Origin of the sequence: Chryseobacterium sp. MYb7, from assembly GCF_002979455.1 — a bacterium.
Taxonomy (GTDB): domain Bacteria; phylum Bacteroidota; class Bacteroidia; order Flavobacteriales; family Weeksellaceae; genus Chryseobacterium.
Genome location: NZ_PCOU01000001.1, coordinates 64362 through 90481, shown reverse-complemented (window position 1 = coordinate 90481; position 26120 = coordinate 64362). Strand labels below are relative to the sequence as shown.

The following is a 26120-nucleotide window of genomic DNA, read 5'->3' as shown; positions in this document are numbered from 1 at the left end:
TTAAAAGCTGTCGAAATTATTTAAAATATTCTATGAACGGTTGTTCATTTTTAATATAGTTCAGGAAATTTTTAAAATTTTCTTCATCCCAATTTTCTTTAATTAATGTAACCATTTCTGCTTTATAAAATTCATTATCAGAGTAATCTAATATCGCAATAGCAATCAACCATGAAGTAGTTACACCTCCCATCACAAAATCATCAATATTATTAACATCAATTAATTCTGAAAAAAGAAAATCTTTGAATTTATCTATTCTCTTTGCAAATACGGGATAGTAATTTTGCTTACCAAAAATAACTGGCTTCTTTACAAAATTCTTTTCTAAATCAATGTCACTCATTTTTTCTACAGTTAGATTGAGTGGTAAAATATGTCCCATTTTTATAAATTTTTAAAGTTTTTTATCTTATTTATTAAATCTGCATTCGTTATATCTCCAAAGTTTTCAATAATATATTTAAACTCTTCGAAGAAATTTTGCTTTAACTGTTTTATTATGCTATCATTATTTTTACCTAAAGATTTTACAAATTCTACTTCTTTCGTATATGCGTTTACTTCAGTTAATACCCTATAATTTGAATCATACAATGATTTCATACCCAAGAAACCTCTTTCTTCATCATTTAAAAAATGTATATATTCATGCTCCCAAGCAGAGATGGACGCATTCTCATGAATTATAATTTGTCCCGGTATTCCTTCTCTTAATCCAGGGGAATATCCTAATGCTTCATCTAATCTATAAATGATCTCCACATTTTTATTTTTTAAATCAGCTATAATCTCTTTTAATCTTTCAGGATGTGATCTTGATGCATTTCCTAATAAATCTGCAACGGGATCTGCTTTTGAGTTAAATTTATCATTCCTTATTTGCGCTTTTTTTGCATTATTAAGTTTATTTATCTCACGCTTCTTATTCTTATCCTTCACCGTTTTCTCCGCAGGAGACAAACCATGATCCGCAACCTCTTCGCCAAAACCAAAGACCTCATTTAAAATCTTTTCTAATTTAGAAAAAATTTCTTTTGATCCCTTTTTAAATTCCCGGAGAATCATTCGAATAAATTCTATAATTCTGTTGAGAGTGTTCTCTGCTGTTGTGATTGCTTTGGTAATCTTTTCCAAAGGGTTCAGGACAAAACTTTCTACAGATTTGGCGAGCTTGACTACTGCCGCCGTTCCACTTGTAAGAAGTGTTTCCACAATAATATCAATGATAATCCCAATGATATACCCGTAATAATAGGCCGCTTTTTCCAGTGTGATCTTAGGAAGATTTTTTTCTACCCATTTTACCAGACGGACGATGGTTTTTAGCTGAAACGTAATGCATTCCTTAAAGAACTCCACATAATCAAAAGTCAGAATACCTTCCAGCAGGTCTTCCATCAGTTCCAGGAACATCTCGCCATACTCCACTTGCCGGTCGTTCACTTTCTCCATGGCAGCGACTGCTTTGAAGATAAAGCCGATGATGGAAAAGATTCCGGCAATAATATCAACCAGGCTATTATAAATACCGCACAGAAAGGCATTGGCAATCTGATAGTTTCTGTAGACAATATGCTGCATTCCGGTAAGCGGATGTGCAATAAACTTCTCCAGTTTGTCAATCTGGTTAAAAAAGAAGGTCAGGGATTTGTTGATCCTTTTATAGATAAAAGCAGGGAAAAAAGTTTCAGCGTTGCTCAGCAGACTATTAAAATCATCTTTTACTTCATTAATGTTTTCAAATAATGATTTTACAATTTTAGCATTGATTTTTTTCTGGCCCGCAAGATTTTCATAAGGGTTCTGAGATGCTTTATGTTCATAGAAATCTCTGATCTCTTTATAAAAGACCTCCGGAATAAAGGTAGGATTGTATTCTCCTTCTTTCGGATTGGGATTCCATCCGTTCTCTGAAATTCTTAGTTTCACAATATTCTCAGCAATTCCTTCTGTAAAGAAATTTGAAGCGGCTTCTAAAGCTTGCTGTTTAAAAAAACTGAATATTTCCCCAATACTTGCATCTTTAAGACCCAAAAACCAGCTTATAAAATCTACTTTATTCCTGTAAATCCCTTTTTCAATAAGGTTTTTAAGTGATTTTGGGGTTACGCTTACGGCATGTTCTCTCGTAAAATTGAGGATCTCTGCAAAAGGCATATCTTTTTTATTTGTAAGCCCAGCTCCCGCTACAGCTCGCATTACTGTGTTCTGGTTATAGCGGTCATCAATTTCCAGGAAAAGAATCAATTCATTGCTATTGGGTAAAGCTTCCAAATAACGCTGTAAAAGAAATACTCCGTTTTTACTGGCAAAAAGAACAACATTAATGCCGGCTATGGTCTGGCTGAATCTGCTTTTGTAGACAATTACTTCTTCAATATTACCGCCCAATACAGGATCATCAGAATAGATTTGAAACCCAGTACCTTCTGCAATGGGTTTTCCTCCATAATAGGTATTGGCAATTTGTCTTGAGGTTTTTTGTTTTAGTTCCGATGGAGATTCCCGGGCGGGGAAAGCTGATCCCGAAGAAAGAGAGTTTTTATTTTCCGGAAGAAAAGCCGGAATCTCTCCCAATAAGGGATTATTTACTATTTCTAAACTCATTTTGTGTTTTTTATGGTGAATAAAGGCAGAGCTTTACGCTCTGCCAGTGATTAATATTTCCTAAGAAAGTGCATCCAGGTTCTCTTTGTGTTTTTCCACAAATTCATCCAGATAGGAAGCCAGAAGTTCTGTAAAACCTGCTTTATTGTTTTTCAACAGCCAAAGCATATACTGATAGCTCGGTACTTTCACCAGATCAGTAGTCATATCACCTTCGGGTTCTACAACAGGGAGTTTTATAAGATGGTTGTCTCCGTCACGAAGGGAGCTCCAGGTCTCTTTATAGATGATCCATTCCGGAGTTGGAAGCGGAATGTTAACCACTTCTCCCGTTTCCCTATCTTTCAGAATCTGCTCATATCTGAAGCTGATAAACTGCTGTTTAGATTTAGCATCAATATCCAGCACGCGGATATGTCTTTCGAATTGGGGAAGTCTTGGATGTGCTTCTAAGGGAAGCTCTGCAAGGCTTAATGGTGTGTTTTCAATACTGTTAAGGATTTCCTTAATATTTTCCGGTATAATTAAATGTTCGTTCATAATTTTTTATTTTTTTTAAGAGAATAATATTTTTCCAAGTATATTCATTGTTAGTGACCCTTGGCCGCCACTTCCTCTTGAGAGATAAAATCTTCTTGGCTGTAGATTAAAGGTGGAATTAAATTGCTGATAAGTCACACCATTACTTTCCGCAATCACATATACAACTCCGTTATAATAAGCGATGTGAAAGGTTTCATTTCGGTTTGGCAAAAGATTGCCCTGATAAATAATCCAGCTTCCATCTCCTCCGTAATTTGAAAAACCATAAAATACTCCGTCATCTCCACGGATTCCTCCATAAAAAGATCCCACGAAATTAGCTCCATAGTTACTTTGGCTATTATTAACGGTAAAAGAAACCATAAACCCTGCATTAATATCCGAGATGGAAATTAAATTATCCGTTTGTGCGGTAGAGCCCTGCCCAATTGAGATAGAAGTATCCGTGATTGTTGAGTTGCCCGTTACTGAAGTCCAATTAGCAATTCCCGTAAACTTGCTGTAAGTAAGTCCTGCTTTTACAATGAGCTCTGGTGAGCTGGGATTTGTTAACCCATTATGGGTAACAAATACCTTATAATATCCCTGTGGCTTTGTACTCCAGTTGATCCCAAAATTCAAATTATTGGGAAAATTCTGCATCACAGTAAAATTATCTACACTATATTCTTCAGGGACTGCCAGGTTGACACCGTTGATGTCTTTTACCCTTTTCACTTTGATGTAAGCGTTGGAAGAAACATTATCCACAAAGAGATTTAATCCCACTAATGTGGTGTACTGAATAAAGTTTTTTGAATTGTCAATAAACGGAAGCAGCAACACGTCTATTCTGGGTGTTCCGGTAGAATAATTTTCGGTAGAAAGTTTCATACGGTTTCTCCATGTTGTTTTTTCAGCATCAGTCAGAAGGAGTGGATAGTTGGAAATCATATTTTTTCCGTTACTCCACGAAAGCTGCCCGGACGGGTTCTGAACCATCATTCTGTTAAAAGTTGTATCTGCAGATTTATCACTCAGCCCGGTTACCGAATAATAAAATCCGGAAGTGTTGAGGGTCCAGTTAGCACCAAGAGTCAATCCTGAGCCGGCAACCGTAGTTAAAGAAGAGTTTGCTATATTTTTACCCAAATCTCCTGCCGGAAGTTTGGCCACCTCTCCATTATTGTTTACGCCAATAATTTTCGGATAATCCTGAGCGTTTCCTTCTGTAAGAGGAATTTCTAACTTCCGATCAAGCTTTTCTCTTGTGCTGACATTATATTGAGCCTGGCTTAATATTCCTTCTGACAAAAGATCTGTGTCTGAAATACTGATGTTGCTATCCGCTAATTCTAATGGAATCGTTCCGTCAACAACGGCATGTGTTTTTAGATCCCCGTTTTCATCAACAGCGTAGTCCGTATAAGTGGGAGAACCCGGTGCAGCCACCTGATAAATAACATTTGATTCTCTTTTATCTATTGTGGGTAAGGTATTTACCCTAATAATTTTTCCTATAATAGGCATATCATTTATGTTTTTTGATTAATAATTATAATTTATACCCAGTCTCCTGAAATAACATTTTCAGATGGATCGTCCGATGAGCTTCCTAAAAGATTGGTATTCTGGGCGAAATTGAATCTGTCTTCTGTAATAACTTCGGAAGGAACTTCAAAATCATCAGGATTTTCTATCGTAAATGGCAGTGCATGAGCGACTTTCAAACCAATACTTTCTGCCTGAAGAATATTAAGAGAAGTAGGAAGTCTTGTAATCCAGGCTTTACCATGTTTCTTCCCTTTTGGTTGTTTCATTTCATCTACAATAGACAAGTAAAGATCATCACCAATAACTGGAACTTCTCCTCCATTCCAAATCTTTCCGGTGGCCAGATAAAACTGTACTGCATCTTCGAAGCCCGGGCGTACCGTAGCCACTACTCTTGCCATACCACTTTGCAAAAATGCTTTGAAAACAGGATCTGTATTTTCCGCCTGGTAGAGATCTAACCAGTTTTGTTTGTTTCCCCAATAGTAAGGATACAGATAGTAGGACAGATTTTCCCATTCAAAGGCCTGCTCCATAAATTTTACGAAAGCGGTATGCTTATCCAGATCTTTAGACAATCTGGTTTCATAATCTGCAAATGAACTTCCCTGGGTTAACCCTGATAAGCCATAACCATGAACGGCGTTTGAAGCTCTGTCTGCCATGTAAGAAATACAGTTTTTTCTAAGGATTGTATTTTCAATCTGTCTGTAGAAATTAGGATTTGAACCATTGATTACGACAGCCTTATCTTCTTCTCCAGAAACAGAATTGTTATATTCTACCAAAGCCACTTCATAGGCATCAATAATCGCTTTGAAAACTTTTAACTGCCATTGTCTTTTAGCATCTTCAGTAAGTACACATGTAATGGTAAGAGAAGTTTCAAAAGAGTAAAATCTGTCTGTTGCAATACTTACAGCTACTTCACCTGTATATCCCGCCAAACTTCCCATTTTGCTAAAACCGGATGTTGAAAGACCTTCAACAATACGCTGATCTGCTATATTAATATTAAGCACCGAACTGACAAATTCTTTTCCACCACCACTTATAGAGTATTCTGTACTGATATATCCCTCAGGAATTTTTACAACATCCTTTAATCCCACCGAACTAGTTGTTGCCGGATTGCTACTCCCTACATCCGGAACCTGATCTTTACCATAGGCAAAGCCTTTTGTTACTTTAATGGTATTTTGTAGAAAGTTTTCAATTTCCACATTGTATTTGCTAATCCAGTATTTCAATGTTGCTTCGTTGGAAAGTGCAGTAAAATCTTTCATTGGCATTGCCTCGGAAGTTCTTGGATCTTCGGGTTTAATGAGCTTACTTTTTGCCATTCCCAACAAGTGTAATTTTGCAGGCTCAGGAATCATAAACTCAAACATCAGACGTTTACCATAATCATAGATCTGATTTTTCATCAGCTTATCTACCCATCTGTAAACTCCAACGACATGCTTATCTCCTTTTTTGTTATCGAGACTATGAGAATTGTTTTCTTCAAATTCTTCAATAATCTTTTCAATTCTTTCTTCGTGAACTTTGGTCACAATTCTGTCCATTGCTCTGGCTGTAATATCCTGAGCCTGATTAACCGCCTGTCTGGTACTTTCATCTCTGGAGCTATGACTGGCATTTCCCAGTCCCAAACTCGTATTGATACTTGCATCTCCCATTTTATATCCGGCATTGATACCAAATTGCATATTATTCTCTGAAGATTCCTGCATCATTTTTGAGATTTCATTCTGCATTTCAAAGCGGGTCGCAGTTGTAGTATCTGTAAGCTGTTCTCTTTCAGTATCAGAAGATGTGGTTGTAGTATTTTCGGTTCTTCTTAATCTTCTTGTTGATTTCTCACGGTACTCTCTTGCCATGATATTCTCGATATGAGCTACCTCACCCTCAACATAAGCATGAGTGGTCTGCTCCACTTTCAAATAGTCTGCAATACCCAGTTGCTTAAATCCAAATCCTGATGGAATGAAGTTATTTTCTTCATCATTCGTTTCCACAGGTTCTGTTTCGTCCATTTCAAGTAAAAACTGATCAGACAAACAGGCTCTGGCTTGTAATTTATTGATAAAAATATTGGCCAGCTTTCCATTTGTGAACATAATTTTAGCACTTAAAGAAGCATCCTGTATGATAGTAAAGTCTAACCCAGGCATACAGAGGTCATTTAGGAAAATGGTATTTCCTGATCTGGATTTTACAAAATAATCGCCGCTAATATTTATTGAACTATTCTCAGGAGTCAGATCATAGGAGATACTATTCACTTCCCAAGATGAGTCCGGAACGGTAAGTGCGATGTCAAAAGTGAATCCTTTATAAACATATTTCGGACAAATCTGATAAGTAAAGGGAACTGCAATGGTTCTCGCAACAGGAATTAAAACCCCTCCAATACTGGTATAGGCTTCAGAATCCGTATCTGTATTTTCAACAATAATATTATTAGCTTTTGCTATAGCATCTTTCATTAAGCTGCCAATCTCTGAAAAGGTATTTCTACCCTCTAACAAAACATCAAGATCTACAGAGTTGAATGAATCTGAACGTTCTTTTGCAGCATCTGTCTCAAAGTCATATCCTAAAACATCAAATAGCGTGTCTAAATTCTCAGGTTTTATGGCTCTTAACAAAGAACCTGCTTCTATTTCATCTCTGAACTGAAAGCTGAATTTGGGTAATACCGGGTCAGGAATACCTGGAATCTGCTGGCACGGATCTATAGGATCATATTTTACGTCCGGGGTTCTTACCTGGCAGTATTTATCTATGTTCTCTGCCACTTTTCTGTTATATTCTTCAATAATAGGAGCGATCTCATTCTGGTAAGATTCTTCTCTTATTTTGTAATCTCTCTGATACTCTGTTTTATACTGTCTTTCAATGGTAGAAAGGTTTTTCTTTAAAGCTTCGTATTTGTCAAGTTTAATTTTTGCTGCAGAAATAAGCTGCTGCTTTTTCATTTCCTGTGTAGGAAAAGTTTCCTTAGGTCCCTCAGCAGCAATTCTTGATACTGCTTGTGATGAAGAAAGAGACTCATCTTCCATCATTAGCTCTTTAGGTAAAATAACTCTTGCCTGCAGAGCTGTCATCATTTCTCCTTCGTTTAAAACAGTAAGGATATGCTGAGCCAATAACTGCTGCATCATCACTTCCTTCACGTAAAAATCCTTTTGACTAACAACCTGATAAATTAAATTATTCCATAAATCAATCAGACGAGGTCCTACAGGAGGTGTTTGTGAAGGAAATAAGGCATCTTTTTCAGCAACAACCTCTTCATATGTACATGTATTTTTATTTTTTGCCAGCCATGTTCCGAATGTATAATAAGCTTTATAGGTTCTTTTAAACCCTTCTAAACTATTTTGGCTGTTTGAATCCGGAGAAATCCGCTTAGGATTATTTACAAAACTGGCAGCGCACGTCTGCAGTAGCTTTTGCTTCGCTTCAGTTCCATTAACAACCGGGACGTAAAAAGTAGTGTCATTTTTCAGATCCTGAGGAATAACTATGAATCTTTTATCTTGTTTGGTATCATCAGACAATTCAGGGCTTCTAAGGCTTACAAATCTGAAAAGCGTCTGTGATGGTGTATTTTCTACAGGAGCGCCTGTAGGATTATTTTCCATATTGTTCATTTGTGTAAATTTGTGCTTGTTTTTAAAATAGGTTGAGATCTGAAGCTCTTTTTAGTAGAATGTCTTCAGGTTTTAGCCTTATTTTTTTAGGTGGTTTCCGGCAAAGGATGTCCACCTGAGATTTTTAAGTCTAGCTTCATATGTTGTGTTTTTCTGAAGCAAATATCCATCAGAGAAGCGACAAAACTTGACGTATAAAAAAAGATTATTTTATGTTAATCCTTGGGTACAAAAACCTTAGTATTCTCAATATTTTAATACATTTGTTATAAAACATATTTCAGATGAATTTCGAACAGATCAATTTACACCTTGAAGCTTATAAAGAACATGATCAGATTCTGGATGCTGCTAAATACCTGATCCATTCTTTTAATCTGGAACATGAAAACTTTGCAGGATTCGGATTTAGGCAGGAATTATCTCCTACCTCAATGCTTCTCACTGCAGAAGGTGATCTGGGAGGGCCACAGACGGTCATGATTCCAAGAAATTTATTTGATTTTGACCTGAACCTTGTTTTGAATATGGTTGCCCACGAAATGCTTCATGTAAGACAGAAAGCTCCGGGGCAGGTCATTGAAGACAAAAATGAAAGAGAATTTCAGGCGTATTATGAGATGCTTTTTCACAAAGTTTTTCCACAAATACCGGAAGTTTCTGATTTTCATAAAAAATTCTTCGGGGGAAAAGCTCTGGAATATTACAAAAGAATGGGTGAAGGCTCTGTGTTACAACAAAAATATGCAGAACAGAAAACAGAAGTAGAACATTTAATTAACGAATTACCATGACAGTAAAGCCAGACATCACTTGGGCAGATTTTGAAAAAATAGACATCAGATGCGGAACCATCATCTCTGTGAATGATTTTGAAAAAGCTAAAAACCCATCTTACCAGCTGGAAATAGATTTTGGAGACCTGGGAATCAGAAAATCATCCGCACAAATTACCTCTCTTTATGAAAAAGAAGAACTGGTAGGAAAACAGATTTTAGCAGTTGTGAATTTCCCTAAAAAACAGATCGCCAATTTCTTCAGTGAATGTCTTGTGCTGGGATTATATGGTGAGGACAAAAAAGATGTTACGCTTTTAGCCCCGTCATTACCAACAAAAAACGGAATGCAGGTAGGATAGACACCAACAAAACACATATGATACAGAACATACCTTTAGAAAAAATTTTATTCCTTGATATTGAGACCGTTCCGCAGGCCGGATCATGGGACGATTTATCCGAAACCGATCAGCATCTGTGGGATAAAAAAACAAAATTTCAGCGTAAAGAAGAGGTCTCTGCAGAAGAATTTTATGACAGAGCCGGTATTATGGCCGAGTTTGGAAAAATCATCTGCATCACCATCGGAATGGTTGAAAAGAATGAAACGTTAAAAATAAAAAGCTTTTCCGGGCATGATGAAAAGAAAATGCTTCAGGAATTTGGAGAAATCTTCAACAGCCCAAGGCTTTACAATGTGATTCTCTGCGCCCACAACGGAAAGGAATTTGATTTTCCTTGGATTGCAAGGCGGTATTTAATCAATGGAATGCAACCCCCGGCACCTTTTCAGATGTTCGGGAAAAAACCATGGGAAATTCCTCATATAGATACGATGGAGCTTTGGAAATTTGGGGATTATAAGAGTTTTGTATCTCTCGAATTGCTGGCGCATATCTTTGGAATTCCTACTCCGAAAGATGATATAGATGGCTCAATGGTTTCATCAATTTACTACATAGAAAAAGACTTGCAGAGAATTGTTGACTATTGTGAAAAAGATGTCTTAACTTTGGCAAATATTTTCCGGCGTATGCGTCAGGAAGATTTGTTGAAAAGGAATATCAATCTAGATTAAAAAATGAAATTTACAGACGATCAAATTGCTGACATTGGTGAGGAAATCATTGGTGTGTTAAAAACCGTATATGACCCTGAAATTCCGGTAGATATTTACGAATTAGGGCTGATTTATGATGTCCAGATCTCCGATGATGCTGACGTAAAAATTATAATGACACTTACTACTCCCAACTGTCCTGTGGCTGAAACCCTTCCTCAGGAAGTAAAAGATAAAGTGGCTGAAGTAGAGAACGTAAAAAGTGTAGATTTAGAGCTTACTTTCGAACCAAGCTGGAATAAGGATATGATGAGCGAAGAAGCAAAGTTTGAGCTGGGAATGCTTTAATTTTTACTCTTAACAATATAAAACCCCGAAAGATTTTTTCGGGGTTTTTATTTTTAAATATCTTTTGCTATTTCCTTTCCTTCTCTTCTGCTCCACTCACTCCAAGAACCTACATACAGATCCGGAATGGGAAATCCGGCATAGTCCAAAGCTAAAATAGTATGACAGGCAGTAACTCCCGACCCACAGTGAATGATCAGATGTTCAGGTTTGTTTTCTAATAACTGCTTATATCTTTCTTTTAAAATTTCAGGACTCAAAAAATTTCCATTTTCATCAAGATTTTCAGAAAAAGGAATATTGATTGCTCCCGGAATATGTCCAGCTACCAAATCAATAGGTTCAGATTCACCTTTATAACGATAAGCATCTCTCACATCAACAACCGTAGAAGAACCGTTTTTTAATTCATTTTCAACAACTTCCAGGCTTGAAACCGGAAGAAGCCATTGCTCTTTTTTAATTAAAGCTGCTTTATCAAATGTCTTTTCTCCCGAAGAAAATTCTAAGCCTGCTTTTTCTGCTGCCTGCATTCCGCCATCAAGAACCTGAACATTTTCAAATCCAAAAGACCTTAGCATCCACCATGCCCTTGCCGCAGCGTTTGAAGCATTTTTATCATCATAGACAACAATATGAGCTCCTTCTGATATTCCAAGACCCGAAAGTGTTTCAGCAAACTTTTCTACAGAAGGAAGTGGATGCCTGCCTCCAAAAGCAGCATTTTCACCTATTTCAGCCAGATCTTTATCCAGATCAATAAATCTTGCTCCTTTTAAATGCTGATTTAGATAATTCTGTTTTACATCTTTTCCCGTTCTTGCATCAAGAATGATGAGATTTTCTGTTGGAATATTTTTGAGTTCGGATGATGAGATAATTGGAGACATTTTTGTTGATTTTGGTTAATTTAAGTATGTTTTGGCTAAAGCCATATATATTTCAATATAGTAAAGCGGGCTAAAGCCCGCTCCTATTGATTATTTTATTCTTCACTCCTATTTAAAAATGAAAAATATCCTTCGCTTTGTTATAAGAACTTTCGAAATTCAGAAGGTTCAGTTTATGTTCTGCTTTTTCAACACTCATAAAGTTGATGACCTGTTCTGTAGGCATATTTCCCACAAGATCATCCTTAGCCATAGGACATCCTCCGATTCCTTTAATGGCACTGTCAAATCTTCTGCAGCCCTTATCATAAGCCGCTTTTAATTTCGAATAAGAATCTTCATAACGGTTATGAAAATGTCCTCCGAAGTTGATCTCTGGATATTTTGAAGGTATTTTTTCAAACAAAAGAGCAATCGTTTCAGGAGTTGCTACTCCGGTAGTATCTGATAATAGAATATCTTTCACTCCGATGTCAGAGAATCTTTGTGCCCACTGGTCAACATCTTCCCATTTCCACATTTCGCCATATGGATTTCCAAAAGCCATCGAGAAGTAGATATTAAGCTGTTTTCCTTCGCTTTTTACCAGTTCAAGCATTTTAATGATTTCATCGAAAGCTTCTTCCTGACTTTTATTCGTATTTCTGTGCTGAAAAGTTTCTGAAATAGAAAACGGGAATCCAAGTATATCTACAGATTGGTGCTTCAACGCTTTTTCTGCACCTCTGTAATTACCAATGATGGCAGAAACTTTAGTCTTGGAACGTGATTTGTCGATATTTTTGGCCACCTCATCAGAATCAGCCATCTGCGGAATTGCTTTTGGAGAAACAAAACTCAGACAATCCAATACATCAAAGCCAACATCCATCAAGGAGTTGATATAATCTATTTTTTTATCGGTAGGGATAAATTCTCCCCATCCCTGCATGGCATCTCTAGGACATTCGGTAAGAAACATTGTTACTTTTTGATTTTCTCAAATATAATAAAACTAAACTACTTAGTATACTGTACATACAAAGCTAACACTATTTTGATTTTCAAATATTTATATCTGATTTATAATTTCAATAACTGATATTAAATCGCAAATAACGTATTCTCAGCATCAAATTTGCTAACTTTGTTAAAATTTATGATATCTGATGAGTACAATAGAATTCAACCCATTGTGGAAAGAAAAATTACTGAACCGTTTTCTTAGCTATGTAAAAATATATTCAACCAGCGATGCAGAAAGTGAAACAACCCCTTCTACTCCGCGTCAGTGGGATATTGCCAACTATATTACTGAAGAACTGAAGACTATCGGCCTGGAAAATGTTTCAATTGATGAGCACGGTTATATTATGGGATATGTTCCTTCTAAACTTGAAAATGATGACAGACCTACGATTGGATTTATTTCACACTATGATACTTCACCAGACTTCAGCGGAGAAAATGTAAAACCTCAGGTCTGGGAAAACTATGACGGAAATGACCTTCTGTTGAATCAGGCTACAGGATTCACTTTATCTCCTTCAAGATTTGAAAGTTTAAAAAAATATATCGGTCAAACATTAATTACCACCGACGGAACGACTCTTCTTGGCGCTGATGACAAAGCAGGCTGTGCAGAAATTGTAACTGCTGCGGAATATCTTATTGCTCATCCTGAAATTAAGCATGGAAGAATTGCTATAGGATTTACTCCTGATGAAGAAATCGGAAGAGGAGCTCATAAATTTGATGTTGCTAAATTTGGCGCAGAATGGGCTTATACGATGGATGGTGGAGAAGTTGGAGAATTGGAATATGAAAACTTTAATGCTGCCGGAGCTGTTGTAAAAATCCACGGATTGAGTGTACACCCAGGTTATGCTTACGGAAAAATGATCAACGCAGCTCTTTTAGCTGCGGAATTTGCTCAAATGCTTCCTGCCAACGAAACACCAACAACAACAAAAGGTTTTGACGGATTCTATCACTTAATGGATATTACAGCTGATATCTCTGAAGCAAAACTTCAATACATCATCCGTGATCATGATGCAGATAAATTCGAAGCCAGAAAGAAGTTCATGGAAGGAAAAGTAGCTGAATTCAACCAAAAACATGGTGAAGGAACTGCTGAAGTGGAGATCAAAGAACAATACAGAAATATGAAGCAGCAATTTGAAGGTAAAATGCACATTGTAGACCTTGCTGCAAAAGCAATGACTGAAGCGGGTATTGAGCCTAAGATCAAAGCCATCAGAGGAGGAACAGATGGAGCTCAGCTTTCTTATATGGGACTTCCATGCCCTAATATTTTCGCTGGAGGAATCAATTTCCACGGACCATACGAATATGTAGCTCTGGAAAGCATGGAGAAAGCAACCGAAGTAATTATTAATATTGTAAAAGCATAATAAATCATGAAAAAGGTCTTAGCATCAGCTTTCATTTTCACTTTTATTTTTGGCAGTGCCCAGGTTTCTGAGTTTCAGAGGGCAGATTCCCGCTATGAGAGAAAGAAAACGGCTCTGTATAACAAATATCCTAAGCCTAATGATTTAAGAACGAAGAAAGAGTGGCTTTTGACAGAGGATAAAATTGCAGCTTACAAAGAGACTTTGGATAAGGCTTCTCTTGATGATAAGAAAATGATTGCTGCAAATCCTCCTGTAAAAACAAAAATTACTAAAGAAGCGGAATATGACAAGGGTAAAGCAGCTTTCCAAAAGCAATTATCCGAGGCTGTCAATCTTGATTTTTTAGGTTTTTATTCGGATTCTTATAAAGTAACGATGACCTTTGTGGTGGATTCTAAAGGAAATGCTCTTGATCCTAATGTAAAAGGAAATAATGAGGATGTCAATGCCTTCATTGAAGCTGCTTTTTACCGAATCAAAGAGAAAGGAAAATGGAAACCCGCAGAAGACAAGGGAAAACCTGTATCTTCTACTGTTTCTCTCCCTTTAACATTCGTTTTTAAGAAATAATATCAAAAACCCGCTTTTATTGAAGCGGGTTTTTCTTTTTCATATTTGAATAATGTTACTGAAAATCATTATGTTATTGACAGTAATTTAATGCAATTCTTTTGTAGGCCTTAGATAATTCTTCTAAATTAGAGAGAAACTTAAAATCACTGCTTATGAAAATGAAATCTAACCACTTCAAAATCAACAGAAAATTTTATTTTTCTTTTCTTTTTTCTATTTTCTGTTTGTTTCTTTTAACGTCTTGTTCTCAGGATGATCCCGCGGATACTCCTGTTGAAAAGCCCACACAGTCTGTTCAAATGAAGACTTTGGGAAATCTGACTTTACAAAAAAATGTTATCATCCTGAATGATGAATCCGTAAACGCTATTTCTGTTCATAATGAAGGACAGATTACATTTAGCCGTATGACTCCGCAAACAGACAGCATTTCCGCAGGAACTGTTATTGTAGGTACAAAAGTAGAAGGCGATCAGGTGAGCACCATCCTTTCAAAAGTGAGCTCGGTTTCTAAAGCGAATAACCAGTTCACCGTACAAACATCCAGTGCGAAGCTTGAAGAATTTATTTATAGCGGAACATTAAGCGGAGTGTATGATCCTTCAGACAAAGCTCCCGTTAGTATCAATGGAAAAATGGTAAATTATGTTCCCGTAGAAGGAATGGTTTCCCAGGAAATCAATAATAAAATATTTTCCATTGAAGCAAGGAATCTGCAAAAGCAAAAAATAGTTGCTTTCAATCGCTTTAATTTTGATAAAACCTTTTCATTTCCTTTGTCTTCGGCAGGAACGTCCAATGTGAATGTAAAAGGTGGGTTTACCCCAAAAATTGATTACAATATTACATTCTCTTGGGGACATTTGTCTGATTTTTACGTCAATTTCATCATGGATGACATCCAACTTCAGAGTACTGCCACTATTGTAGGAAGTCTTGGCTATACCGCAAGTACTACAGACTATCTGAATATTCCTATAGTACCCATCGTGTTAGGACCTACCGGACTAATCTTAAGCCCTACTATTTCTGCCGGACCATTTCTAGGAGTACAGGCAACCGGAAAAGTTCAGGGGCAGCTTTTGGATCTTGAAGGAAATGCCAACTTTCTGGTAAGTAAAACTCCCGCGATTAATATTAACCTTCAAAAGAAATCAGATCCTGCCGTCACCGGTGTGGAAGGAAACTTATCTGCTGAAGCTGGTTTAGAGGCTAAAGGAGCCGTAGGACTGATGTTTATTTCTATTCCTATTGCCAATTCCGGATTAAGGGGAAGAGCTTCTGCCCTTTCATCTTTAGGACTCACATTTATTCCTGAAAGAAAAGGAGTGTTTTCTGTAAAAGGTAAAATACAGGCGGATATGTTCTATGGTTTTGGAATAGCTCCTTTAAGATATGAAGGAACCTTCCCTCTTTTCAAAAAAGAATATTTATTGTATCAAAAGGATTTCAGTTTTTAAGGCAAAACTTTTCATTTAAAAATATACGTTTAAACGAAATTTTGCTAAAAAAATAATATTAAAACCCGCTTCCATCAAAGCGGGTTATTTTTTATTCAGAAATCATATCCAAAGATTTATAATATTGATAATGAGTACTTTTATCTTTTTTAAACACTCTTATTTCTCTCGAATCTTTATCTTTACTTACGGAGTCTCCTACAAATGGAGCTTCTCTCACCCATCCTTCATAAAATGCGAAGTGGATAATACTTCCGTTAGAAAGATATAAATCATCAAAACCCCTGGAACCCGGCTTCTGTTTTGTGACAATCCCGATATATGTACTTTCATACTCCTTATTGAAACTATATTTTTGGAGAACCTTTAATCCAACATAACCTAAAATAATCAGTCCTATTACAATAAAAGTGCTCCAATAGTTTTTCTTTTTTTCCATGTTATTATTTTTTAGACTTAAGATAAATACACTTCTTCTTAACTAAATTAGTGATTATTTTAAATCATGCTTCTCATTTTCTTTGCGGAGAAAGCCCCATACATGTATTTCATTTACAATTCATTAAGACATTTTTATTATATTTACAAGAATGTACAATTTTATACAATAACTTTTAATACCAAATTATCATGAAAACAATGAAAAAACTTTTGAGAAAAGACTTATCTGAAATTTTAGGAAGTGGAAATGGAGGCTGCCATATGGGAGGCAACTCTTATAATTGTCAGGACGACTGCCAATGCGCATGGGGATATGCATGTGAAATGTATGAAGACGGAAATCCAGGACAATGCATCGCTGTAGGAGGCGGTGGAAACCCTGGCGGCGGTGGTGGTGGATGCAATCCTCCTTCTATTTGTGAAGAACAACCTTATTAGTAATAGAAAACCGGGAGTAGTGATACTTCCGGTTTCATTTTTCACTCAAAAACAGATCTTTGTCAAATCATTTCTGCCATTCATCAAATAAAATTTCATTCCATTCTTCATAGTTGTTGTTTTGCATCAGATTTTAAACAACAATTAAATTATGAAGCAGCAATTTTTCGCTCTAAGTGCATTGTTATTATGCATTTTCTGCAGTATAGAAACCAAAGCACAGCAGACTCCTGCTTTTCACATTGGGGTAAAGGGAGGGGCCAACTTTACAAAAACCTCAACGGAGTCTTCACTGGAAGGAAAATATGGTTTGGGGTATCAGGCAGGAGTAATGACAAGAATGGATATCGGAAAACTTTATGTGCAGGGAGAAGCTTTGTTCAACAAAAGAAAAACGTCATTTCAGTCCCAAGACGGAAGCTCTTCAAAACTTTCCTGGAACGCAATTGATATTCCTGTGGTAGTAGGATATAAACTGATGAAAACCGATGATTTCAATGTAAGAATATTTGCCGGAGGAGTTTACAGCTATGCTTTCAACAATAATTTGTCGACTTCTCAGTCTCTTCAGGAAGGGTTTAAAAAGTTCGACAAATCCAATATTGGAGTTACAGGAGGTATAGGATTAGATTATAAAAACTTCACAGTAGATCTGAGGTATGAGACCGGCCTTACAAGCATTAGTAAAGAATTTAAGTCCAAACCCCACAGTTTTTCCTTGGGAATAGGCTATTTCCTGTTCTAAAAAACTTAAATTATCTTTACCTGTTAGAAACTGTCTTCCCTGCGGTTTCTAATTTTTTTATTAATCTATTTCCCTTTCCATGACGAAATCTTTTGTTTTAAAAGAATACATATTTACTTTTATTTTCTGGCTTGTTCTCGCTATTGTACTTTGGTGTAATTTCCAGATTACAACAGAGAAGTATCTTGCTATGATTCAAACTGTTATTATTACAGTTTCTTCTTTTACTTTCACTCATTTTTTGACCAATAAGCTTCTTCCGAAAGCTTTGCGTGAAAAAAAGATGAAAAGGTTTCTAGTACAGGTTGTGATGGTTATTTTCATATTAAGTCTGATCTTCGCAGTTATTTTTACTTATCTTGAGGTTGCTCCAAAAGAACAGCTTCCACAAAGTTTTTCAGATCAGCTTCCTTTTTTATGGAAAGGTTTTTATATGTCTTTGCCCGCCTCATTCCTGATCAATGGAGCAGCATGCGGAATCAAATTTTATAAAGAACATGGAAGAATAGAGCGTGATCATATTCTCCTTCAGCAGGCTCACCTGGAGAACCAGCTTAAACTCCTGCAGGATCAGATCAACCCTCATGTGGTATTCAATATTCTGAACCACATCCATATTCTGATGAAAACGGATACACAACTTGCTGATTATTTGTTGCTTAAATTTTCAGATATATTACGCTATCAGCTTTACCATTGTAATGAAAATCTGGTTTTCCTCAATAAAGACATAGAACATATACAAAACCTTGTAGAAGTTGAAAAACTAAGATGGGGGAATGAACTGGACGTAAGGGTAACCTGGGAAATGACCAATAAAAAACTTTTCATAGCACCTCTCCTTTTGGTTACTTTTATTGAAAATGCTTTTAAGTATGTTTGCAGACTTCCTGGATATAAAGGATATATTGAAATTTCCTGTAAAGAAGAAAACAATACCCTTTATTTCTGTGTTGAAAATTCCTATTCTGATAGAGCAATTCATAAAAAGAAAGACGGAACAGGCGGAATTGGCCTTCAAAATGTACAGAAACGATTAAAACTTCAATATCCGGATTCTCATGATCTAAAGATTGAAACGAACAATAATGTTTTTAAAGTAACTCTAATTTTAAAATTATCTGATAATAATGAGTAGTAATATCCCTAAAATGAAGTGCCTGATTATAGATGACGAGCCTCTGGCAAGATTCCACCTTAAAGAACTGGCAGATCAGATTGATTTTTTATCCGTTGAAGGTACCTGTGCTACAGCTTTGGAGGCAGATACCATAGTGAAGGAGAACGAAATTGATCTCCTCTTTTTGGATATCAATATGCCTTATCTTACGGGTCTGGAATTTTTGGAACAGCTGGAAAATCCTCCTTTGTGTATTCTTACCACAGCTTATTCTGAATATGCTTTGGAAGGATTCCGTCTTCAGGTAGTGGATTATATTTTAAAACCGATCGCTTTTAATCGTTTTTATCAGGCTGTAAATAAGGCACAGCAACAGTTTATCATTAGTGAAAAATTAAAAAACAACACCATTCTGGATGATCCTTTTCTTTATGTAAGGCAGTCTGATACCTTTATTAAAATTTCCTGGGTAGATATTCTTTATATTGAAAGTATGCAGAACTATACCAGGCTTCATTTTAAAGATAAATCACTGATTATCCATCAGACGATGAAAGCTATTGAAGAGTCCCTTCCTTCAGATCATTTTTTCAGGATTCACAAATCTTACCTCATCAATATTACTCATATCGATATGATTTCGGGAGGACGTCTTTTTATTAATAAAATTGAGCTTCCCATATCACGCACCAGAAAGGAAGAGCTCCTTAATCAAGTGGTTTACAAAAAGTTAATAAGCAAATAGTCGGTAAAGAGAAACCGGAAGCTGGGAGTTATTAAATTTCCTGCTTCCGGCATTTTTTTATGGAAGATTCCAACGCAGGGATACTGCGGCATAGAAAGTACTGGCAAATCTAGGATCTGCTATTTTTTTGTCTCTGAAAATGCTTTTGATCTTTCGGTCATTCTCACTGAAGCTTCTCAATAGAGCCGTTCCTCCTGTGAGACGTAAAGTAAGCCTGTCATTAAGCTTTATTTCTGGTCTGAGCCCTGCGGTGATCTGCTGATAGCCCAGCAACATAGATTTTCCATCCTTATTTCTTTCTACCGTCATCCCGCTGAGATCTACAACTGCTTTTAAAGCAAATTTGTCTGAAAACAGATAACCGGCTTCCATCCCTTGCGGGAAATTGATATTGAATTTAATCTTTCCATTTGTTTTCCAGTCAAAATAAATCCAGGGTAAGATCATAGGAACTCCAAAGGCTGTAGTAAGCACCGGACCTCCTCCCAAAGAAAGATTAGGATTAAAATGTCTGATAAATAATAATCCGCCCTGCCCCAATACATCATCAAAACTTACTTTTTCAAGGTCTGTATATACTCCTACAGATGCCGTCATCATCATACTCCATTTTTTGCCCAAAGGCCTCATATGCTGTATTCCGACTTGAGCATTCAGCATCTGATCAGGAAACAACTGAGTTTCGTAATTTTTGTGGGTCATCTTTGCATAAGATCCGCTCAAAAGCATAGACCATGATCTTACTTTTCCGTCGGTATCTTTTTTAACAGATAACGGAATGTTGAGATTCATATCTACTCTTTTAAAATCACTTTTGGAATTGGTCTTTGTACTGTCTTCAGGCCGGATGTAATTGGAGGCAGGAATGTATTCGGTTTTAAGCTCTGCAGAGAGTCCGGATTGAGCGTTTACCCAATATCCTAATGGCAGTATACAGCATAAAGCCGTCGAAAGGGTTCTTTTCATATTTTAAATTTGATGCAAAGAGAACCCTTTGGCTATTTTTTACAAAAATTACTTGATTAAGTGCCCGGATTGTATGACAACAGGATCAAATAAGAGGATTAGTTTCCCGGTTGTACCACTATTGAAGGAGTTACTTTTTGAGTTTTAAAAATTCGATATCCGAACCATACCGCGATTAATGCCATTGCAGAACGTGTTCCCACCATTGGAATAATAGAATCTGCTTCCAAAAAGCCTATCAGCCCTGATATTAAAAAGGTTACCATCAGCTGCATAAAGCCCAATAAAGCAGCTGCAGTTCCTCTTCCTTCTTTAAATGGAGATAAAGCATGGGCTGAGGTGATTGGAAACAGAATACCAATAGCAAGTAATGACAGATAAAGCATTGCAATTTCTAACGCTACAGAAAGGTTTTCTGCCGCAATCAGTATATGAAGCGTACATACAACTAATAAAACGATTGTAGCAGCAAATAAAAGCGTTGAATTGCTTATTCTTTTGATCAATTTAGGTGTAATATAAGCTGCCGTTATCAAAGCCAGTGAGTTAAAAGCAAAAATAAAACTAAATGTACTGCTTGAAAAACCATGGATCTCCATGAATAAAAATGGTGCGTTCGAGATGTAAATAATTAACGATGCAAAAGCAATACTTCCCACCATCGTACTATTGATAAAGTCTTTGTTGGAAATAATCATTTTCAGCTGATCTTTTAATCCTTTTTCATCCAGCATTTCATCATCGGAAAGATGGATTCGGGTATTGGTTTCCGGAACATATTTGTATACCATGAAAAAAGTGATCAATCCCATAATGCATAAAAAGGCAAAAGAACTATTCCAGCCCCAGAATTTAAGAAATACACTTCCCAGTAGCGGAGCCACGATTGGAGCAATACCACTGATCTGAGACTGCTGTGAAAAGATAGTGACTGCTTTATGCTTATCATAAAGATCAATAATAATTGCCCTTCCGATAACAATTCCGGCACTTCCTCCGAATGCCTGTAGAAAACGCATAGCCCATAAAACATAAATATCGGATGTAAAATAAATGGCAGTTGTTCCAATAATAAAAAGCAAAAGCCCACAATACAGCATCGGTTTTCTTCCTTTTTTATCAGATAAAGGTCCCCATAACAGCTGTCCGAAAGCAAATCCTGCAAAAAAAACAGAAATGGATACCTGAATATGCCCGATATCCGTATTAAAAATCTTCGCCATACTTGGGAAAGCGGGAAGATAAAGATCTATACTAAGCGACTCCAATGTGTTGAGTAGTGCAAGAATAAACACTACAATATTCAAATTCTTCTTCATAAATAACAATAAGCCTTCGCAGGCGTTTTTTCCAGCTGCAAAATTGCTGTAAAAAGTATCGTTTTTCAATAAAAGAACTGAAGGAAGGATAGCACAAACTGAGGATTCTCTTATCTGATTGTGTTCAAATAATTTATTCAAACTAAAAATTAAAGGAACATTCTGAGGATTAACCTTTTCCAGGTCTGAACCCATCAGGATTTTGCAGGGTATGTTTTTTAAAAAAGCGGGAAAAGTAAGAAGCATCGCTAAAACCTAATTTAAAAGCGATTTCTTTTACGGTTAAGGCGCCAAAACTAAGCTCTCTTTTTGCTTCCAGAATAATTCTCTGGGCAATCATTTTTTTTACTGTTGTCCCTCTCAAAAGACGCACAATATCATTAAGATGATGACTGCTTATCTTCAATTGATCTGCATAGAAACCTGTTTCTTTATGCTCTATATAATGCTTTTCAATAAGACCAATCAGTTCTTGAATGCGCTGACGGTCATTCAACAAAGGTCCCTGAGGAATAATTTGTTCTCCAATGATAATACAAAACGCTTTCAGATAAGCCTTTAAGAGTTCCGTTCTTGCTGTTGTTTTATATTCCTGCTCCATCAATGCTATAATGGTACTGCAGGTTTTTTCATTTTTTGGATTTAAAAAAAAGGGAAGCTCTCCTCCCGTAAGCACGGATTCTATATTACAGGCTTCATTGAAAATTTCCCGGCTTATTGCCATGGCATACCCCTTCTCTCCTTCTAATTTCATGTTGAAAGCCTGCCCCGGTGCAATGATGCAGATTTGATTGTTCTCAAGTTTATAGCTTTCAAAATCCAGTTCTAAACGGCTGTTTTCATACACTTCTCTAAACCAGATAATTTCAAAAAAATTATGCCTGTGAACATCATGAAAGTTCTCAGGGCCGGCATCACTCAGAGTACTCATCTGAAATTCTTCAGAAGTCAAATGGTGAACAGGGATTTCTTTTTCCGATGTAATCATCACAACATTATTTAGCTATAAACAAAAACCACAGCAAAAAAAGTGCTGCGGTTTTCTTACAATATTTAAAATTAAATATAATTTTTCGGTTTTATTGGTTTAAAAAAGCATCCCAACCCTGAGCAGTAAGTGCTACCAGCTGGTTAGATCCTCTTGCTACCATAAAGTTTCCTTCTTCTTTTTCTACTGCATGTCCTATAATGGTAAAATCCGGATGGTTTTTAATTTTATCAAAATCATTTGCTGAAATCGTGAACAAAAGCTCATAATCTTCCCCACCACTTAGAGCCGTCATTACCGGATTCAAATTCATTTCATCCGCCGTAGAGATCGTAAGATTATCCAATGGAACTTTCTCTTCATACAATCTGAATCCTACATTTGACTGATCTGAAAGGTGAAGGATTTCGGAAGCCAGACCGTCTGAAATATCAATCATAGAAGTTGGTTTGATATCCAATTCTTCTAAAATCTTTTTAACGTCTGTTCTTGCTTCAGGTTTCAGCTGTCTTTCCAGAATATAGTCGTAGCCTTCCATTTCAGGCTGCATATTCGGATCAGCAAGAAAAACAGCATGTTCTCTTTCAAGAATCTGTAATCCCATGTATGCTCCACCCAAATCTCCTGTTACCACAAGAAGATCATTTGGTTTTGCTCCGCTTCTTTTTACGATGTTTTCTTCGTTTTCAATTCCTACAGCTGTAATGCTCATTACCAGCCCGGAATTGGAACTTGTCGTATCTCCTCCAACCAAATCAACTTTGTATCTTCCACAAGCCGCCTGAATTCCGGAATAGATTTCTTCTAAAGCTTCCACCGGAAAACGATTGGACACCGCAAGAGAAACCAAAATCTGTGTAGGCGTTGCATTCATTGCTGCAATATCGCTTAGGTTTACCACCACAGCTTTATAACCTAAATGTTTTAATGGAACATAGCCCAGATTAAAGTGTACTCCTTCCGCCAGCACATCTGTTGTAAGAACTACTTTTTTGTGATCAGGATTAATAACTGCCGCATCATCTCCTACTCCAAGCTCCGAAGATTCATTGGATAGAGGAAAATGTTCTGTCAAATGCTTAATAAGACCGAATTCTCCTAATTTCGAAATGGGCGTCAGCTCCTGTGATTTATCTTCAAACATAAATTTCTGTTTATAAGTGATCTTTGAAAAATGATAATTGATATCTCAGCAATACAGATTTCATTATGTATCATTGATCAATCATCATTCATCATTTATATATTAATCTCTGCCGGATCAATATTGTGTGGGTGGAAAGGAAACTTTTTAAAGTCTTCTCTCGATAATACCACAGTTTCCGGGCTCTTGTACTTGTTCATGGCTTCCACTACATCATCTGGTGGAGTGGTCATTTTTCTGAGCATCATATCAATCCATACTCCTGTCGCTTCTGCAGTAGCACAGTGCATGCCGTCCGGAGTATAAAATTTGTGTACAAAACGGTAGATGGAAGAATCCTCTGCACATCCGTCTATTTCTACACTTACAATAACGATCTGATCTGCATAAATTTCTTTGAAGAAAGAATATCTTTCGTGCAGGATCACCGGGCCTATTCCCCATCTGCTCAGCTGGGTAACTCCCATTTTTTCTTTAGTCATGAAAGCCATTCTGGCTTGTGCACAATATTGTACATATGATGAATTGGCTAAGTGCTTGTTGGCATCAAGATCGCTCCATCGCACTTCAAATTTATGGTAGAAAATCATTTTGAAAATCGTTTTTGGATATTATAAAATAATAATCTTCAAAAATACTCAAATAAGATGGTTTATAAAAATTGTACTTTTGAAAAAATAATCTTCCGCATAGGATTACACATACATGAAACAGATCATTATTATCGGAGGCGGTGCTGCAGGCTTTTTCTGTGCATCTAATCTTGACGAAAAAAAATATACAATTACGATTTTAGAACAGAATTCAGATGTTCTTCAGAAAGTTAAGATTTCTGGTGGCGGACGCTGCAATGTTACCCACGCTTGCTTTGATCCAAGAGAACTAGTTCAGTTTTATCCTCGTGGAAACAAGGAACTACTCAGTGTTTTCAGCAAATTCCAGCCTGGTGATACCATGGAATGGTTTGATCAGCGTAATGTTCCGCTGAAAATTGAAAATGATAACAGAACTTTCCCTGAAAGCAATTCTTCTCAGACCATTATTAATACTTTTCTGAGTGAAACTCAAAAGAAAAATGTAACTGTACGGACAAAATGTACAGTAAAAGATATTGAAAAACAGGACGAAAAATATATCGTAAGAACCAATTCAGGTGATTTTGAGGCAGATTATATCGTATATACTACTGGAAGCTCTCCAAAATCATTAAAAATGGTTGAAAATCTGGGCCATAAGATTGTAGATCTCGTCCCTTCCCTTTTTACATTTAATATTAAAGATGAGCTGCTGAAAGATCTTCCGGGAACAAGTTTTGAAAATGCCGGAATTTCAATTCCAAAGCTGAAGACCGAAGAAAGTGGACCTTTGTTGATTACGCATTGGGGACTTTCTGGCCCGGCTGTTCTGAAAATTTCTGCATGGGAAGCAATCAGTTTGGCAAAGGTTAAATATAACTTTGAAATTGAGGTTAATTTCGTTTCCATAGAAACTGATGAAGCAGAAGAAATTTTTAATAATTTCAAACAAACCAATCCTAAAAAGACCATCGGACAGTCCAAAATATTTGATATTACGAATAGATTCTGGCAGAAAATTTTGGATATCTCAAAGGTTGATCTTAATAAACAGGTTGCCAATATTTCCGGAAAAGAAATACAGAAGATCCTGGAAAATCTTTGTAGAAAAAAGTTTCAGGTAACTGGAAAATCAACCTTTAAAGATGAATTCGTAACAGCTGGAGGTGTTGATTTAAAGGAAATTAACTTCAAAAACATGTCTTCAAAACTACTTCCGAATTTTTATATTGCCGGAGAAGTTTTAAATATTGATGCCGTAACCGGAGGATTCAATTTCCAGGCATGCTGGAGTGAAGGATGGCTGATTGCACAGGATCTCAACAGCTTATAAAAAAACACTACTTTTAATAAAAACTAAATACATGAAAAAAATAGTAGCATTCTTTCTATGTCTGGGATTCGGGCTTGCTTTTGTTCAGGCACAGGAAACTCAGCCCAAACCAACGGAAGATCATTCCAGAGATAAGTTTATTCCTGAACAAAGCAAGCAAGCAGAATATCCCGGTGGGCTTTCAGCATTTATGCGGGAAGTTTCTGAAAAAATAAATGCTAACCGAATAAAAGGAGCAAAAGGCAGAACACGTTCGAATGCCAAGTTCTCTGTGAGTGCTAAAGGTTATATAGACACTATTATTGTAACAGGAGAAAATGAATCTCTTAATCAGGAAGTGGAAAAAGCGATGAAATCTATGAAAAAACAATGGACTCCCGGAGAATATAAAGGGAACCCTGTACTGATCTGGTTTACTCTTCCTTTCACTATTAATTTTGAATAGTTAA

Annotated in this window: 26 protein-coding genes; 13 read left to right on the top strand and 13 right to left on the bottom strand. The window is 36.5% G+C overall.

Annotation, left to right across the window (positions count from 1 at the left end):
• Window positions 1-16 precede the first annotated feature (16 nt).
• The 5 genes from CQ046_RS00475 to CQ046_RS00455 are packed head-to-tail and all read right to left on the bottom strand — an operon-like array spanning window position 17 to window position 8348.
• On the bottom strand, window positions 17-385 hold the full coding sequence (locus tag CQ046_RS00475; RefSeq protein ID WP_105700380.1) for a hypothetical protein: 369 nt from the start codon (window positions 383-385) through the stop codon (window positions 17-19).
• 2 nt (window positions 386-387) lie between these two features.
• Window positions 388-2610: a hypothetical protein gene (locus CQ046_RS00470; protein ID WP_105700379.1), complete on the bottom strand. Its 2223-nt coding sequence runs from the start codon at window positions 2608-2610 to the stop codon at window positions 388-390.
• 60 nt (window positions 2611-2670) lie between these two features.
• Complete coding sequence (locus tag CQ046_RS00465; protein WP_105700378.1) at window positions 2671-3150, bottom strand: hypothetical protein; 480 nt, start codon at window positions 3148-3150, stop codon at window positions 2671-2673.
• A 15-nt stretch (window positions 3151-3165) separates the two neighbouring features.
• Window positions 3166-4662 (bottom strand): hypothetical protein, encoded by a 1497-nt coding sequence (locus CQ046_RS00460; RefSeq protein ID WP_105700377.1) that lies wholly within the window; start codon window positions 4660-4662, stop codon window positions 3166-3168.
• A 32-nt stretch (window positions 4663-4694) separates the two neighbouring features.
• Window positions 4695-8348: a hypothetical protein gene (locus CQ046_RS00455; RefSeq protein ID WP_105700376.1), complete on the bottom strand. Its 3654-nt coding sequence runs from the start codon at window positions 8346-8348 to the stop codon at window positions 4695-4697.
• Window positions 8349-8632: 284 nt separating this feature from the next.
• Here CQ046_RS00455 and CQ046_RS00450 point away from each other — a divergent pair, with 284 nt between their 5' ends.
• From CQ046_RS00450 to CQ046_RS00435, 4 genes are read left to right on the top strand one after another with little or no spacing between them, the layout of a single operon-like run.
• Window positions 8633-9142 (top strand): hypothetical protein, encoded by a 510-nt coding sequence (locus CQ046_RS00450; protein ID WP_105700375.1) that lies wholly within the window; start codon window positions 8633-8635, stop codon window positions 9140-9142.
• Window positions 9139-9486 carry a tRNA-binding protein gene (locus CQ046_RS00445; protein ID WP_105700374.1) on the top strand — a complete coding sequence of 116 codons (348 nt, stop codon included), beginning with the start codon at window positions 9139-9141 and terminating at the stop codon, window positions 9484-9486. The genes CQ046_RS00450 and CQ046_RS00445 overlap by 4 nt, the downstream gene beginning before the upstream one ends.
• Window positions 9487-9503: 17 nt before the next feature.
• A complete protein-coding gene (locus tag CQ046_RS00440; protein WP_105700373.1) occupies window positions 9504-10205 on the top strand; it encodes a 3'-5' exonuclease in 702 nt (233 codons plus the stop codon).
• 3 nt (window positions 10206-10208) lie between these two features.
• Window positions 10209-10535 (top strand): SUF system Fe-S cluster assembly protein, encoded by a 327-nt coding sequence (locus CQ046_RS00435; protein ID WP_034691980.1) that lies wholly within the window; start codon window positions 10209-10211, stop codon window positions 10533-10535.
• Window positions 10536-10588: 53 nt separating this feature from the next.
• Here CQ046_RS00435 and CQ046_RS00430 read toward each other — a convergent pair whose 3' ends face one another.
• Both CQ046_RS00430 and CQ046_RS00425 read right to left on the bottom strand, forming a co-directional pair.
• Window positions 10589-11425, bottom strand: coding sequence for a sulfurtransferase (locus tag CQ046_RS00430; RefSeq protein ID WP_105700372.1), 837 nt, complete (start codon window positions 11423-11425; stop codon window positions 10589-10591).
• A gap of 112 nt (window positions 11426-11537) precedes the next feature.
• On the bottom strand, window positions 11538-12386 hold the full coding sequence (locus tag CQ046_RS00425) for a hydroxymethylglutaryl-CoA lyase (protein WP_105700371.1): 849 nt from the start codon (window positions 12384-12386) through the stop codon (window positions 11538-11540).
• Between the two features lie 187 nt (window positions 12387-12573).
• Between CQ046_RS00425 and pepT the strand changes: the two genes are divergently transcribed.
• The 3 genes from pepT (at window position 12574) to CQ046_RS00410 (ending at window position 15857) form a co-directional block, all read left to right on the top strand.
• A complete protein-coding gene (gene pepT, locus CQ046_RS00420) occupies window positions 12574-13821 on the top strand; it encodes a peptidase T (RefSeq protein ID WP_105700370.1) in 1248 nt (415 codons plus the stop codon).
• Window positions 13822-13827: 6 nt separating this feature from the next.
• Complete coding sequence (locus CQ046_RS00415) at window positions 13828-14394, top strand: energy transducer TonB (protein WP_105700369.1); 567 nt, start codon at window positions 13828-13830, stop codon at window positions 14392-14394.
• 155 nt (window positions 14395-14549) lie between these two features.
• Window positions 14550-15857 carry a hypothetical protein gene (locus CQ046_RS00410; protein WP_105700368.1) on the top strand — a complete coding sequence of 436 codons (1308 nt, stop codon included), beginning with the start codon at window positions 14550-14552 and terminating at the stop codon, window positions 15855-15857.
• Between the two features lie 91 nt (window positions 15858-15948).
• On the opposite strand, the gene CQ046_RS00405 is transcribed toward CQ046_RS00410, so the two are convergent.
• Window positions 15949-16296, bottom strand: coding sequence for a hypothetical protein (locus tag CQ046_RS00405; protein ID WP_105700367.1), 348 nt, complete (start codon window positions 16294-16296; stop codon window positions 15949-15951).
• A 200-nt stretch (window positions 16297-16496) separates the two neighbouring features.
• Here CQ046_RS00405 and CQ046_RS00400 point away from each other — a divergent pair, with 200 nt between their 5' ends.
• The 4 genes from CQ046_RS00400 to CQ046_RS00385 all read left to right on the top strand — a co-directional run bounded on the left by CQ046_RS00400 (window position 16497) and on the right by CQ046_RS00385 (window position 19346).
• Window positions 16497-16736 carry a hypothetical protein gene (locus CQ046_RS00400; RefSeq protein WP_123906546.1) on the top strand — a complete coding sequence of 80 codons (240 nt, stop codon included), beginning with the start codon at window positions 16497-16499 and terminating at the stop codon, window positions 16734-16736.
• A 151-nt stretch (window positions 16737-16887) separates the two neighbouring features.
• A complete protein-coding gene (locus CQ046_RS00395) occupies window positions 16888-17481 on the top strand; it encodes a porin family protein (protein WP_105700365.1) in 594 nt (197 codons plus the stop codon).
• Window positions 17482-17560: 79 nt separating this feature from the next.
• Entirely contained in the window at window positions 17561-18619 is a 1059-nt protein-coding gene (locus CQ046_RS00390; protein ID WP_105700364.1) for a sensor histidine kinase, read from the top strand.
• On the top strand, window positions 18612-19346 hold the full coding sequence (locus CQ046_RS00385; protein WP_105700363.1) for a LytR/AlgR family response regulator transcription factor: 735 nt from the start codon (window positions 18612-18614) through the stop codon (window positions 19344-19346). The genes CQ046_RS00390 and CQ046_RS00385 overlap by 8 nt, the downstream gene beginning before the upstream one ends.
• 57 nt (window positions 19347-19403) lie before the next feature.
• Here CQ046_RS00385 and CQ046_RS00380 read toward each other — a convergent pair whose 3' ends face one another.
• The 5 genes from CQ046_RS00380 to CQ046_RS00360 all read right to left on the bottom strand — a co-directional run bounded on the left by CQ046_RS00380 (window position 19404) and on the right by CQ046_RS00360 (window position 24353).
• A complete protein-coding gene (locus CQ046_RS00380; RefSeq protein ID WP_105700362.1) occupies window positions 19404-20312 on the bottom strand; it encodes a DUF6268 family outer membrane beta-barrel protein in 909 nt (302 codons plus the stop codon).
• Window positions 20313-20410: 98 nt separating this feature from the next.
• A complete protein-coding gene (locus CQ046_RS00375) occupies window positions 20411-21826 on the bottom strand; it encodes a multidrug effflux MFS transporter (RefSeq protein ID WP_165790436.1) in 1416 nt (471 codons plus the stop codon).
• Window positions 21801-22619, bottom strand: coding sequence for a helix-turn-helix domain-containing protein (locus CQ046_RS00370; protein WP_105700360.1), 819 nt, complete (start codon window positions 22617-22619; stop codon window positions 21801-21803). The genes CQ046_RS00375 and CQ046_RS00370 overlap by 26 nt, the downstream gene beginning before the upstream one ends.
• 91 nt (window positions 22620-22710) lie before the next feature.
• A complete protein-coding gene (gene thiL, locus CQ046_RS00365) occupies window positions 22711-23763 on the bottom strand; it encodes a thiamine-phosphate kinase (protein ID WP_105700359.1) in 1053 nt (350 codons plus the stop codon).
• A gap of 95 nt (window positions 23764-23858) precedes the next feature.
• Window positions 23859-24353 (bottom strand): acyl-CoA thioesterase, encoded by a 495-nt coding sequence (locus CQ046_RS00360; RefSeq protein ID WP_105700358.1) that lies wholly within the window; start codon window positions 24351-24353, stop codon window positions 23859-23861.
• Window positions 24354-24468: 115 nt separating this feature from the next.
• On the opposite strand from CQ046_RS00360, the gene CQ046_RS00355 reads away from it, so the two are divergent.
• Window positions 24469-25671 carry an NAD(P)/FAD-dependent oxidoreductase gene (locus CQ046_RS00355; RefSeq protein WP_105700357.1) on the top strand — a complete coding sequence of 401 codons (1203 nt, stop codon included), beginning with the start codon at window positions 24469-24471 and terminating at the stop codon, window positions 25669-25671.
• Between the two features lie 31 nt (window positions 25672-25702).
• Window positions 25703-26116, top strand: coding sequence for a hypothetical protein (locus CQ046_RS00350; RefSeq protein WP_105700356.1), 414 nt, complete (start codon window positions 25703-25705; stop codon window positions 26114-26116).
• The last annotated feature ends 4 nt before the right edge of the window (window positions 26117-26120 follow it).

Bases quoted from the DNA above. Each gene is read 5' to 3' on its own strand.
- CQ046_RS00475 (WP_105700380.1), bottom strand. From the start codon at position 385: ATGGGACATATTTTACCACTCAATCTAACTGTAGAAAAAATGAGTGAC.
- CQ046_RS00470 (WP_105700379.1), bottom strand. From the start codon at position 2,610: ATGAGTTTAGAAATAGTAAATAATCCCTTATTGGGAGAGATTCCGGCT.
- CQ046_RS00465 (WP_105700378.1), bottom strand. From the start codon at position 3,150: ATGAACGAACATTTAATTATACCGGAAAATATTAAGGAAATCCTTAAC.
- CQ046_RS00460 (WP_105700377.1), bottom strand. From the start codon at position 4,662: ATGCCTATTATAGGAAAAATTATTAGGGTAAATACCTTACCCACAATA.
- CQ046_RS00455 (WP_105700376.1), bottom strand. From the start codon at position 8,348: ATGAACAATATGGAAAATAATCCTACAGGCGCTCCTGTAGAAAATACA.
- CQ046_RS00450 (WP_105700375.1), top strand. From the start codon at position 8,633: ATGAATTTCGAACAGATCAATTTACACCTTGAAGCTTATAAAGAACAT.
- CQ046_RS00445 (WP_105700374.1), top strand. From the start codon at position 9,139: ATGACAGTAAAGCCAGACATCACTTGGGCAGATTTTGAAAAAATAGAC.
- CQ046_RS00440 (WP_105700373.1), top strand. From the start codon at position 9,504: ATGATACAGAACATACCTTTAGAAAAAATTTTATTCCTTGATATTGAG.
- CQ046_RS00435 (WP_034691980.1), top strand. From the start codon at position 10,209: ATGAAATTTACAGACGATCAAATTGCTGACATTGGTGAGGAAATCATT.
- CQ046_RS00430 (WP_105700372.1), bottom strand. From the start codon at position 11,425: ATGTCTCCAATTATCTCATCATCCGAACTCAAAAATATTCCAACAGAA.
- CQ046_RS00425 (WP_105700371.1), bottom strand. From the start codon at position 12,386: ATGTTTCTTACCGAATGTCCTAGAGATGCCATGCAGGGATGGGGAGAA.
- pepT (WP_105700370.1), top strand. From the start codon at position 12,574: ATGAGTACAATAGAATTCAACCCATTGTGGAAAGAAAAATTACTGAAC.
- CQ046_RS00415 (WP_105700369.1), top strand. From the start codon at position 13,828: ATGAAAAAGGTCTTAGCATCAGCTTTCATTTTCACTTTTATTTTTGGC.
- CQ046_RS00410 (WP_105700368.1), top strand. From the start codon at position 14,550: ATGAAAATGAAATCTAACCACTTCAAAATCAACAGAAAATTTTATTTT.
- CQ046_RS00405 (WP_105700367.1), bottom strand. From the start codon at position 16,296: ATGGAAAAAAAGAAAAACTATTGGAGCACTTTTATTGTAATAGGACTG.
- CQ046_RS00400 (WP_123906546.1), top strand. From the start codon at position 16,497: ATGAAAAAACTTTTGAGAAAAGACTTATCTGAAATTTTAGGAAGTGGA.
- CQ046_RS00395 (WP_105700365.1), top strand. From the start codon at position 16,888: ATGAAGCAGCAATTTTTCGCTCTAAGTGCATTGTTATTATGCATTTTC.
- CQ046_RS00390 (WP_105700364.1), top strand. From the start codon at position 17,561: ATGACGAAATCTTTTGTTTTAAAAGAATACATATTTACTTTTATTTTC.
- CQ046_RS00385 (WP_105700363.1), top strand. From the start codon at position 18,612: ATGAGTAGTAATATCCCTAAAATGAAGTGCCTGATTATAGATGACGAG.
- CQ046_RS00380 (WP_105700362.1), bottom strand. From the start codon at position 20,312: ATGAAAAGAACCCTTTCGACGGCTTTATGCTGTATACTGCCATTAGGA.
- CQ046_RS00375 (WP_165790436.1), bottom strand. From the start codon at position 21,826: ATGGGTTCAGACCTGGAAAAGGTTAATCCTCAGAATGTTCCTTTAATT.
- CQ046_RS00370 (WP_105700360.1), bottom strand. From the start codon at position 22,619: ATGATTACATCGGAAAAAGAAATCCCTGTTCACCATTTGACTTCTGAA.
- thiL (WP_105700359.1), bottom strand. From the start codon at position 23,763: ATGTTTGAAGATAAATCACAGGAGCTGACGCCCATTTCGAAATTAGGA.
- CQ046_RS00360 (WP_105700358.1), bottom strand. From the start codon at position 24,353: ATGATTTTCTACCATAAATTTGAAGTGCGATGGAGCGATCTTGATGCC.
- CQ046_RS00355 (WP_105700357.1), top strand. From the start codon at position 24,469: ATGAAACAGATCATTATTATCGGAGGCGGTGCTGCAGGCTTTTTCTGT.
- CQ046_RS00350 (WP_105700356.1), top strand. From the start codon at position 25,703: ATGAAAAAAATAGTAGCATTCTTTCTATGTCTGGGATTCGGGCTTGCT.